We start from the raw sequence: 11,968 nt of genomic DNA on the forward strand, positions 1-11,968 counted from the left end.
GAAGCACTCCCGGACATGTTCCGCTATGAGTGAACAAAAGTGAGCATATCCGTATCTCGCTCTTGCGTCACGGCCCTCCAGACTTCGGATAGCCCCATGAACATCCTGTCGCTGGATGGTGGCATCTCCATCGTGCTCGGCCTGCGCCTGCTGCGGCGCATCGAGGCCTCGCGCCCTGGCTTTCTCTCCCGGGTGGAGCTCTTCTCGGGGACGTCCGATGGGGCCGCGGCGGCCATCATCCTGGCCGCTGGCCGAGGCACTCCCGCCCAGAACCTCCGGGTCCTGGATGATTGCATCGACCTGTTCCACGAGATCGGCGCCATCCTCCGCCCCGGCCCGCGCAGGCTGTGGCAGTACGCGCGGGGGCGGGGCTCGCGGGACATCGCCGCCGGGTTCGAGCAGATGTTCAAGCGCCACCTCGGCGCGCGCGTGGACCTGGGGGAGCTGGAGCGGAGCGGGCGCAAGCTCGCTGTCCTGGCGTACGAGAAGGCCACGTGGCGCAGGCGCGTCTTCCGCAGCTTCGACCTCGAGTCCGATGCGGAGCGGCGCCGGACGCTCGTGGACGTCGCGCTCGCGTGCACCGCCGCCATCCCCATCCTGCCGCCGCACCGCAGCCCGGTGGATGGGCTCGAGTACCTGGATGGGGCGTACGTCACCAACAACCCCGCGCTCGTCACCGTGCAGGAGGCCTGCGCTCACCTGGAGCGCCATGGCGCCGCCGGAGGCAGTCCACTGAGCCATCTGAGGCTGCTGTCCCTGGGGACGACGGCTCGCGCCGCGGATCCCTCCGCGCCCGGCCGGGGGATGCTCTCGGGGCTGCCGCGGGTGATGGATCGGCTCGACAGCTCCGGGTGGGGGATGCTGCTCGGGCGGGCCCTGTACCTGCCGGACGCCTTGTTCCAGGGCTCGGTGGACACCGTGGACCTGCAGTGCGCCGAGCTGCTCGGGCCCCGCTACTTCCGGGTGCGCTCCATCATTCCCGAGATGGAGTGGTTGTCGGGGCTGGTCCTCGCCCCGGAGCGCATGAGGAGCCTGCTGGACGCGGAGGCCGAGAAGCGGTTCTCGGCTTCCCTGCCGGGCCTCGACTGGATCGATGCGAACCTGGGGAGTCCCCTCGGTCGAGCCTGACCTGATGGGTGGACTGTCGGCGGTGTTTATTTGTATTCAAGCCAACATATGGCTACGCCGAGGCACGCATACGAGGGGGTTCGCCCGTCACCGGACCCGGTGGCTCAAGAGGTCAGCCCCAGGCTCAAGCTGGAGCTGCTCATCACCTCGACGGATCTCGATGAGAACCTGAGCGAGGAGATCGCGAGCCGGTTCGAGATCCGCCGGTACGCGCCCGGAGAGGAGCTCCGCTCGGGGCCGGGCGTGTTCCGCGTGGTGCTCTGGGGGCGTGTCCTGGTGACGTCCTCGGCCAGGGAGCGCCAGCGTCAATACGGTCCGCTGTCGCTGCTGGGTGGGGACGCCGTGGTGGCCGGCATCCAGGGGCGCGGAGGGGGAGCGAGCGCGGGGCCCGTGGTGATCGCCCAGGAGCGGACCACGGTGCTCGAGCTGGCCTCGGAGCACTTCCAGGAGATCTTCACGACGGCAGGCCAGCCCAACGCGCTGTTCATGTCGCTGGCGCGGGCGGTCCGGCTCCAGGAGCTCGCGCCCGTCCTCGTGGAGACGCTGTCCACGCTGCCGGAGCTGGCCTCCATCCCCGCGCGGACGCTCCAGCGCCTGCTCGACGGGGCCGAGATCATCGAGGGCCAGCCTCCGCTGGAGCTGCTGGAGCAGGGCCAGCCTGTCCCGGCGTTCTACGTGGCGCTGGAGGGCTCGTTCGACTTCCGGCGCTCGGGGACGCACCGGATGCGGGAGGACGCGCCCGCGGTGGTGGGCCTGGCGGAGCTGGTCCGCGGCCATCCCATGGAGTTCAGCGTGTCGTCCTCGGGCGCGGCGCGGATGATCCGGCTGAAGGCGGAGACCTTCTGGGAGCTCTTCAAGCAGGATCCGGACTTCCGCTCGGCTGTCGCGCGCAACGTCAACGAGGAGATCGACCCGAGCCACGCGAGGAGCTCCGCCGCCGGCAACGGGGTGTTCGTCCTGTACGCGGATCCGTCCCTGCCCGAGGAGTACCGGGATGAGCGGGTGCTGCGGGGCATGGCGGATCTGCTGGCCGAGCGGCTGGCGCTCAGGCTCTGCGACCGGGTGCTGGTGCTCCACGTCATGCCTCCCGGCTCACCCGAGGCCTCGCGGCGCTGGTCCGTGAGGCCGCGGCCCGTCGGACTGGGCGAGGGCCAGCGCGAGGAGCTCGAGCCCTCCTGGATCGAGCACCAGGATGTGGTGCTCTCCAGCAACACGGAGGACGTGGGGCGGCGCATCCAGGGCCTGCTCGCGAGCCGCGAGGTGCCGGAGCAGCCGGACGTCACGCTGGTGGACATCTGCGCCATCGACGAGGCCGAGGAGGGAGACGTGGACCTTCTCGAGATGCTGCGGACGTCCAAGGACTTGCGTTTCAAGCTGGTGCACCTGCTGGCGAGGCCGGACGTGGAGCCGCCGCTCGAGCTGCTGGCGTCGAGGATCGGCGTGGTGCGCACGGCGCTGCTCCTCCAGCAGGAGCCGATCGACTCGCTGGTGAAGCAGGGCGATGGCGGCGGGACGGCCCTGGCGCTCTCCCGGGTGAGGCATGCGCTGGACGGGCTCAAGGCGACCGCGCGAGAGCGGCTCGGGGTGGTGCTCGACGCGATCAAGCCCCGGGAGGTGCCCTCCAGCCACTGGCCCGCGGGCACCGTCCGGGTCCGGCTCGGGAAGCCCCTGGTCCAGGCCCTGAGGCAGTGGGACTCCACCCAGGAGCCCCAGTCCTTCGAGGCGCTCGCGCTCGGCGGCTCCGACAAGGAGTCGGCCATGGCGAGCATCGATCGGTGGGCGCGGGGCATCACCGGCCGCCGCATCGGGCTGGCGCTCGGGGGCGGAGGCATGTACGGCTCGGAGCACCTGCCGCTCATCCGGGGGCTGCTCGCGCAGGGGGTGCCCATCGACGTCATCGCGGGCTCCAGCGTGGGCTCCACCGTGGGCGCCTACTTCGCGACGCGGGACGAGGCGGGGCTGGAGCTCTTCACGAAGCGCATCAACCCCATCCTGCTGCTGATGGGCACCTACTTCCTCACGAGCGCGGTCTTCGAGTGGCTGCTGCTCTACGATCTGGGCTTCGTCCAGCTGGACGAGACGGAGATCGTCTTCATCCCGGTGGTCACCGACGCGGACCTGGGCGTCGAGTGGGACGTGCGGCACGGCACGTACGCCCGAGGCGTTCGCGCGAGCGGCTCGCTGCCCCCCATGGGCCCGACGATCATCGGCGGCAGCCGCTACATCGATGGCGGCGTGGTGGCCAACGTCCCGATCAACGTGGTGCGGCAGGAGGGCGTCGGGGTGGTGATCGCCTCCAACTGCATCCCCAACGTCCGCCGCCGGCCTCAGCGCAAGCCGGGCCGCATCCCCCTGTCCCGCTTCTTCCTCGAGAGCAACCCCCTGCTCCGAGCGGAGGATCTGCTGCGCATGGTGCCCATGTTCTTCCGGGGGCTCGGGGAGTCCCAGGCCAGGAGCGCGGACGTCATGTACCGCTCCGTCTCCCAGGATCGGAAGCGGGGGAAGCTGCTGCAGGGCAGCGGGGAGGCGGTGGAGCGGGAGGGAGAGACGCTTCAGGTGCAGCAGGCCGTGGCGGAGGCCCAGAGCGCGCTCCGGCGCCTGCTGAGGCATCCACCCGCCGCGGTGCACCTCGGCCCGGACGAGAAGACGCTCGTCTACTACGGCTGGGTGGGCTTCGAGGGCGCCGCGGACCTCACGCCGCGCTCCTCCTCGGCGCTGGACGAGATCGCGAAGTTCCTGAGGGCGCACCTGGAGCTGAAGGCCGTCACCGTCCGGGTCACCGCCGAGGCGGAGGCGCTGGGCCGGCAGCGCGCCAGGACGCTGTGTGAGTACCTCCGGAGGCGGGGCGTCACGGCCACGGAGCTGCGCGAGGAGGGCGCCCAGGGCGAGGACTCCATCTCGTTCGAGATCAGCCCCGAGCTCCGGCCTCCCGAGGAGCGCGCGGAGCTGGAGGAGCGGCTCGAGCAGGAGCAGCTCCTGCGGAAGCGGGCGGAGACTCGCGCGCTGTCGCGGACGCTGACCCTGGCCGCGTCGACCCAGTGCTCCCGGGGCGATCTCGAGCTGGGCAGGTTGCTCGCGATCGAGGCCGCGGAGCTGGACCCGGGGCCGGAGACGGATCGCGTGCTCCGCCTGGCGCTCGCGCGTCGCGGCTGGTGCACCTCCGAGTGGAGCGCGGGCACCCTGGACGTCACCCACCTCGAGTACAGCCCGGATGGCCGACTCGTCGCCACCGGCTGCGAGGACGGCTTCGTGCGGATCTGGGATGCGCTCCATCCGCGGCCACAGCCGCTGCACCAGATCGAGCACATTGGCGGCTCGGACCCCGGGATTCGCGGCCTGGCGTGGTCTCCCAACGGTCAGCTCATCGCGAGCGCCGGGCGTGATCGCCGCATCCGGATCCACCAGCGGGCGGAGGGAGAGAAGGGCTGGCGGCAGCTCGCCATCCTCGAGGTGGGCAGCTGGGATCCGTACGGTGTCCAGTTCTCTCCGCGCTCGGAGCGGCTGCTCGGGACGGGCCCGAACGACAAGAAGCTCTCCGTGTGGAGCGTGCAGCCGGACGGCTCCTGGACGCCCACCAGCACCCTGTCCCACTCCGCCTCGGTGCGGTGCGCGGCCTGGAGCCCCGACGGGAACCGCGTGGCCTCGGGAGCGGCGGATGGCTCGGTCAGCCTGTGGGAGGGCCTGGGCCGTGGAGAGGTGCCGCGCAAGGTGCTCGCCACGGAGCTGGGCTCGGTGTCCCAGGTGGCGTGGCACCGAGGAGGAGATCGGATCGCCGTGGCCACCGAGCAGGGTGCGCGTGTCTTCACCCGGGCCGGACTGCTGTGCTTCGTGTGCGACGGGCATCGCGGGCCTGTCATCGAGGTGGCGTGGTCCCCCGATGGTCGCTGGCTCATGACCACGGGCGAGGACGGAGCGGCGCGCATCTGGGAGGCGAACACCGGTCGCTTCATGATGATCCTGCGCATGAGCGGCAGCCTCATCGCCGGAGCCCGGTGGCACCCGGACAGCAAGCGCGTGGCCACCTGGGACCAGGACACCCGCTGCGTCGTCTGGCAGGCCCTCACGGGCGAGCTGGAGATGAGCCTCTACGGGCACCTCTCCGTCATCACCCAGGCTGCGTGGAGGCCCGGACAGGACTCCGTCCTCCTGACGGGCTCGGTCAACGGCACCCTGCGAGAGTGGCGGACCACCGCCTGCGCGCAGGTGTCGTTCACGGAGCACGAGCAGGCGGTGAGCGTCGCGGCCTGCCACCCGAGCCAGGCGGAGTGGGCCCTGTCGGCCAGCGAGGATGGCTCGGTCTGTGTGTGGAGCCCGAGCACGGGGCAGCGGGTGAGCCAGCTGCTCCCCAAGGCGAAGGGTCAGGCCTGGGCTTCATGGAGCCCGGATGGACGCTGGGTCGCCGCCATCCGCTACGGAGAGGCACAGCCCGTGCTCTTCCGGACCCAGGACTGGAAGGCCCGCGAGGCGCCTGCGTTCCAGGCCTCGCGGCTCCATGACACCCCGAGCCCGCTCGTCGGCGTCCAGCTGGCGTTCAGCCCGGACAGCCGGCTGCTGGCCGTGAAGTTCACCCGGGGCGTCGCGGTCTGGGATGTCGAGACCGGCCGCTGGCTCGGCGAGTACCGCCAGGCCCACGACTTTCATGCCGTGGCGTGGGAGCCCCGCCTGTCGGGGGGCGAGTCGAAGCGGGCGCGCCTCGCGGTGTCCTGCTGGCAGCCCGATGGGGCGGCGGTGCACGACGCGCAGACCCTCCAGCCGCTGCTCCCGCTGACGTACCCCGGCGATCCGAGCGAGCGCGATGGCGTGTGGGCGCTGGCCTATGAGCCCCAGGGGCGCTTCCTCGTCACGGCGTGCAACAACGGGAAGGCGTCGCTGTTCGACGCCCGGAGCGGCGAGCCGCTGAAGAAGCCCACCGAGGAGCCGCTCATGCTTCCGCACCAGGGCGGCGTCACCGCGGCGGCCTGGTGCCCGGAGGGCCAGTGGCTCGCGACGGGGGACACGCAGGGCGTGCATGTCTGGAGCGCCCAGGTGCTGGACGGCACGCTCCAGCTCGAGCCCGCCAGCGAAGCGGACTCGCGGAGGACCAAGGTCTGCGCGCTCGCCTGGGAGCCTCGGGGGCGGTACCTGGCCTCGGGAGGCGCCGACGGCCAGGTGCTCATCTGGGAGTGGCTCCCCCGCGCGAGGAAGGAGGGGGAGGCTGGCTCCGAGACCTGGAGCTGGAGCGTGACCCGGAGGCTGGAGGGGCACACCGGAGAGGTCCGCGCGCTGTCGATCAGTCCGGACGGCCGGTTCGTCATCGCGGCGGGCGCGAACCGGGTGCTCGTCCATCCCATCGATCCCGGCGAGCTGCGGCGGCGAGTGGCCGAGATCCCCGGGCGGCTGGCGCTGACCCCGCGGGAGTGGTCCGACTACATGGCGGAGGCCGGGCTGTGGCGCCCGAGCTGGCCCAGGCCCCAGGAAGGCTGAGGGGGCTCAGGTCGCCAGGGCTCCCGAGCGCCGCGCGCGCCGGGGGAGGGTGATGCGGAACTCCGTGTAGTTCCCCTCCACGGAGTCGACCTCCAGCTTTCCGCCATGCCCCTGGACGATGATCTCGTGGCTGATGGACAGCCCGAGTCCGGTGCCCTGGCCCGCGGGCTTGGTGGTGAAGAACGGGTTGAAGATCTTGTCCTGGAGCGCCGCCGGAATGCCCATCCCGTTGTCGCGCACGCGGATCTCCACCTGGTCTCCGAGCTCCCGGGTGGACACCTGGACGGTGGGGACGAAGTCGGGGCCCTGCTTCTTGCGGCGCTCGTCCACCGCGTAGCAGGCGTTGTTCACCAGGTTGAGGATGACGCGGCCCAGCTCCTGGGGCATGGCCTCGACAGGCTGGAGCGCCGGATCGAAGCGCGTCTCGATCTCCGCGTGGAAGGACAGCTGCTGCGCCCGGAGTCCGCTGTAGGCCAGGTGCACGTACTCCTTGATCAGATCGTTCAGCGGGACCAGGACCTGCTCGGAGGTAGTGCTGGTGCGGGACAGGTCGAGCATCGAGCGCACGATGGCGTCCACGCGCTTGCCGTGCTCGTCGATCTTCTGCACGCTCTGCCGCAGGTGGCCGATGAGGCGGTCGAGCTCGTCGGCCCTCTTCGGCTCGAGCCGCGTCCGCTGCGAGTTGGACAGCGTGGCCAGCTCCTCCGTCAGCTGCAGGCTGAAGAGGGAGAAGCTGCTGATGAAGTTGAGGGGGTTGCGGATCTCGTGGGCAACGCCCGAGGTGAGCACGCCGAGCGAGGCGAGCTTCTCCTTCATCACCAGCTGCGCCTGCGTCTGCTTGAGCTGCTGCAGCGTCTGGGCCAGCTCGTCGTTGCTCGCGCGCAGCTCTCGCGTGCGCTCGCGGACGCGCTGGTCCAGGGTGTCGTAGAGGCGCGCGTTCTCCAGGGAGATGGCGGCCTGCGCGGACAGCAGCTCCAGCACCTTGCGGCGCTCCGGGGTGAATGCATCCGCCACCAGCTGGTTCTCCAGGTACAGCGTGCCCACCAGCTGCTTCTGCTTCAGCACCGGCATGCAGAGGACCGACCGGGGCCGCTGGCGCTCGAGGTACGTGTCACCCTGGAACGCGCTCCGGGGCGTGGCCTCGCTCAAGACGACCCGCTCCCGCGTCCGCTCCACGTAGCGCAGGATCGTCTCCGGCGCCTGCTCCAGCGCCCGGGCGGTCGAGTCATGCACCTGCACCTCCGCCCGCGTTCCCTCGTGCAGGCGAGCCTCCACGGTCAGCGGCACATCCCCCTTGAGCAGGAGCAGGCCCCGCTGGGCGCCCGCGTTCTCCAGGATGGTGCCCATCAGCTTCTGGAGCAGCTCGGAGAGGACGATCTCTCCCGAGATGGCCTGCGTGGCCTTGAGCACCGCGGCGAGGTCCAGCCCCTCCAGGCTCGTGCCGCTCTCGCCCCCCATGGAGGCGGACGAGCGCAGCAGGTTGGGGAACTGCCGCTCGAGCGCGGCCACCTTGGCGCGGGCTCCCCAGCGGCCATAGGCCCCGCGAGCCTCCTCCAGGTAGCCCTTCGCCGCGCGCTGCCGCCCTCGGGCCAGGTGGAAGCGGGCCGCCAGCTCGTTGGCCAGCGCCTCCTCGTGGGGGATGCCGTGCTTGACCGCGGCGGTGATGGCCTCGTCATACAGCGCCAGGGCCTCCAGCTCGCGGCCGGCCAGGCGGGCCCGCTCGGCGGCCAGGAGCCGGTGCTTCTGGAGGAAGTTCTCCGGGCACAGCGTGCTCAGGCTCTGGAGCGACTCCAGGTTCGCATCCATCGTCCGCTCGATCCGGGCGCGCTCCTCCGCGTCCGCCGAGGCGTGCCGCGCCGCCAGCACCAGCCCCTGGTACAGGGTCAGCTCGGCCCGGGACACCCAGCCCTGGATCATGGCGACCTGGGGCTCCGCCCGGGCGAGCAGCTCGCGCTGGTTCGGCAGCTCCAGCAGGTACCCCAGGCGTAGCAGGAGGACGGCGAAGCCCGCGGCCACCGTGGGGTTCTGCAGGTTCTGGAGCAGGTAGGCCTCGTTCAGGTACTGCGGGCTGCCCGGGGGAATGGCGCCATGCACGAGCCGGAGGATGGAGTGCATGGACGCGGCCACCTGGCAGATGGACTGGTGGAACTGGCTGCCGCCGCGGCTGTAGAAGTCGACGTGCCACTGGAGCCGGGCCAGCTGCACCCCCAGGTCCTCGCCGCCGAGCTGACCCGAGATGCCCAGCTGCATGGAGCACAGCCCGGCCCAGAAGAACATGCCGCTCTCCAGCGAGGCCTGGAAGCCCTGCTCGAGGATGCGCATGCTCGTCTCGACGGGCCGGCACCACGAGTTCTGGAACGTGGCGAACAGGTAGCGGATCATCGGCCGCTCGCCCAGCGGGTCGTAGCGCTCGCCCAGCTTCATGGCCAGCTGGCCGAACTCGAACGCCCGCTGGTAGTCCCCGCCCGAGGCCAGGCCGATGGCATAGAGCGCGTACGCGGTGCCCGAGCCGGGGCCATGTCCGTGCTCGATGGCCCGGTTCACCGTCAGCATCGAGAGCACCTGGAACAGGTCCGGGTAGACGTAGGCCGCGTAGCTGAGCGCGCGGGAGATGAGCAGGATGCGTGCCCGCTCCCGGGGGTTCGTCGTCTCCGGCAGGTCCGCGAGGCTGGCGATGGAGCGCTGCGAGAGGTTCTCTTCCAGCCGCTGGCGCTCGTGGGCAATCGCCGCGGCGGAGGCCTCGGGGCCCTCGGGCAGCTCGATGCCCAGCTCTCGCAGCGCCAGCCGCGCGGGCTGGATGGCCTGGAGGTACTGGCCCCGGCTCACGTACGTGTCCAGCATGAGGACGTGGATCTCCGTCTTCTCCTCGACGGAGCGGGCCTGGCGGAGGATGAGCTGGAACTCCTGCTCCGCGTCGTCGTAGCGGCCCAGCTGGTTGAGGCACTCCGAGCCGTGGCGATGGAGCTCGAGGGCCAGCTCGTACTGGCGCTCCCAGCAGTCCTCGCGGAGCAGCGAGGTGCCCACCTGCAGGTAGCGCAGCGCTTCCTTATATGCGGAGGAGCGCTTGGCACGCAGGCCCGCCACCAGGTTGAGCCGCGCCAGCCGCTCGCGCTCCTCGGGGCTGTCGATCAGCTCGGTGGCCAGATCGAGCTGGTGGACGATCTCGAAGATGTGCGCGTCGCGCTGGGCCTCCGGAGTCTGCTCCAGCAGCAGCCGGCCAATGCGCAGGTGGAGGCGCTTGCGCGCGTCCTCGGAGCTCAGCGAGTAGGCGGCCTCCTGGACGCGGTCGTGCAGGAACTCGTAGCGGACCTGCGAGGGCTCCACCGCGGCCGCCTCCGTGCCCTGGCTCTGGACGTACTTGTACGCATCTCCGATGGGCAGCAGCAGCCCCAGCTGGATGGCCTCCCAGAGGTCGGCCGCGGCTTCCCGGGGGCTGCGCCCGTTGATGATGGAGATGACCTCCAGGTTGAAGGTGCTGCCCACGCACGCGGCGTGCTTGAGCGCCTCCTGGGTGGCGGGGGGCAGCGCGGCGAGGCGCTCGGCCATGAGGACCGCCACGTTGTCGGTGATGCCCATGCCGCGGATGCGCTCCAGCTCCCAGCGCCAGCGGCCCAGCTCCGGATCGAAGGTGATGTAGCCGCGCTCGTGCAGCGTGGTGACGAACTGGCTCACGAAGAAGGGGTTGCCCTGCGTCTTCTGGAAGACCAGCGCGGCCAGCTCCGCCACGGCGGGGTCTCCCGCCCGGTCGAGGGTGTCCTCCAGCAGCTGCGTCACGCTCTCAAGCCCCAGGGGGCGCAGGGAGATCTCGGAGACAGGTGAGGACTGCCGCAGCTCCTTCAAGGTGGCCAGCAGCGGGTGTCCGGCGCGGACCTCGTTGTCCCGGTAGGCGCCGATCACCAGCAGGTGCCGATAGCTGGGATCCGACAGGATGCGCTGGAGCAGGCCGAGCGAGGCCGCGTCCGCCCACTGCAGATCATCCAGGAAGAGGACCAGCGGGTGCTGCGGCAGCGCGAAGGCGCCCACGAGCCGCTGGAACACGAGGTTGAACCGGTTCTGGGACTCGATGGCGCCCAGCGCGGGGACGGGCGGCCGCGGGCCGATGATGAGCTCGATCTGGGGTACGACGTCCGTCACCACGCGGCCGTTCGGCCCGAGCGCGGCCTGCAGCTCCGCCTTCCAGGTGGCGATGCGCTGCTCGTCCTCGGAGAGGATCTGCCGGACGAGGCCATCGAAGGCCTGGATCCAGGCGGCGTACGGAGAGGTGAGGAACTGCTCGAACTTGCCGGACCCGAAGTAGCCGCGCTGGCGCACCAGCGGCCGGTGGACCTCGTTCACCAGCGAGGACTTTCCGATGCCGGAGTAGCCGGTCACCAGCAGCAGCTCGGCCTGACCGCCCTGGCTGACGCGGTTGAAGGCCGCCGCGAGCTGGGCGGCATCCTGCTCCCGGCCATAGAGCTTCTGGGAGAGGTGGAAGGAGGCGGAGACATCCCGCTGGCCCGGCAGGATGCTCGGGGTGAGCGGATCGGGCACGCCGAGCTGATCGCGGCAGAGCCGGAGGTCCGCCGACAGGCCGTAGGCGCTCTGGTAGCGCTCCTCGGCGTTCTTGGCGAGCAGCTTGAGCACCACGGCCGAGAGCGCCTGCGGCACCTCCGGGCGGAGCTGGTGGGGGGCAGGCGGCTCGACGGCGAGGTGGCTGTACACCAGCGCGGTGGCGTCGGTGCCGCTGAAGGGGGGACGGCCCGTCAGCAGCTCGTACAGGGTGATGCCGAGCGAATAGAAGTCGGTGCGGTAGTCCACCGCCCGGTTCATCCGTCCCGTCTGCTCGGGGGAGATGTACGCCAGGTCTCCATGGAGGATGGCCTGGGAGGTGTAGCTGGGGGCCTCGGAGCTCAGCCGCGAGGCCAGGTCGAAGTTCGCGAGCCGCACCTCTCCCGTCTCCGGGTGGAGCAGGATGTTGGAGGGGGTGATGTGCTTGTGGATGATGCGGCGCTGGTGCAGCTCGCCCACCACGCGGGCCAGCCTCAGGGCGATGTCCATCACCTGGCGCGGCGGCAGGCCTCCCGCCTGGAGCAGGGTGCGCAGCGGCTGGCCTCCGAAGTCCTCCATCACCAGGCACAGCTTGCTTCCGCTCCGGAGCAGCTCGACGACCCTGGCGACTCCCGGCAGGTCCAGGCTGGCGCTGAGCTCGTAGCCGTAGCGCAGGCGGGCATGCTCCTCGGGAGTGGGGCTCCCCTCTCGAGGCATCCGGAGCAGGAAGGAGCGCTCCCCCCGACAGGCTCTCAGGAGGACATGGTTGCGCTCCTCGAGCAGGGGCTGGAGGTTCGTGAAGCCGGGAGTGGAGTCCATGCGCCCTCGGAGATTAGCAGCCCGGGGCGCG

General features: G+C 70.8%; 3 protein-coding genes. 2 read left to right on the forward strand and 1 reads right to left on the reverse strand.

Annotated features, from left to right (window positions below; translation table 11 throughout):
• Positions 1-96: 96 nt before the first annotated feature.
• Both KY572_RS24830 and KY572_RS24835 read left to right on the forward strand, forming a co-directional pair.
• Positions 97-1,128 (forward strand): patatin-like phospholipase family protein, encoded by a 1,032-nt coding sequence (locus tag KY572_RS24830; RefSeq protein ID WP_224245437.1) that lies wholly within the window; start codon positions 97-99, stop codon positions 1,126-1,128.
• A 48-nt stretch (positions 1,129-1,176) separates the two neighbouring features.
• The gene (locus tag KY572_RS24835) at positions 1,177-6,591 is read left to right on the forward strand and encodes a patatin-like phospholipase family protein (RefSeq protein WP_224245438.1); all 5,415 of its coding nucleotides are present in this window, start codon (positions 1,177-1,179) and stop codon (positions 6,589-6,591) included.
• Positions 6,592-6,597: 6 nt separating this feature from the next.
• On the opposite strand, the gene KY572_RS24840 is transcribed toward KY572_RS24835, so the two are convergent.
• Positions 6,598-11,937 carry a trifunctional serine/threonine-protein kinase/ATP-binding protein/sensor histidine kinase gene (locus tag KY572_RS24840; RefSeq protein ID WP_224245439.1) on the reverse strand — a complete coding sequence of 1,780 codons (5,340 nt, stop codon included), beginning with the start codon at positions 11,935-11,937 and terminating at the stop codon, positions 6,598-6,600.
• Between the last annotated feature and the right edge of the window lie 31 nt (positions 11,938-11,968).

This window comes from Hyalangium gracile (genome assembly GCF_020103725.1).
In the GTDB taxonomy this organism is placed as follows: domain Bacteria; phylum Myxococcota; class Myxococcia; order Myxococcales; family Myxococcaceae; genus Hyalangium; species Hyalangium gracile.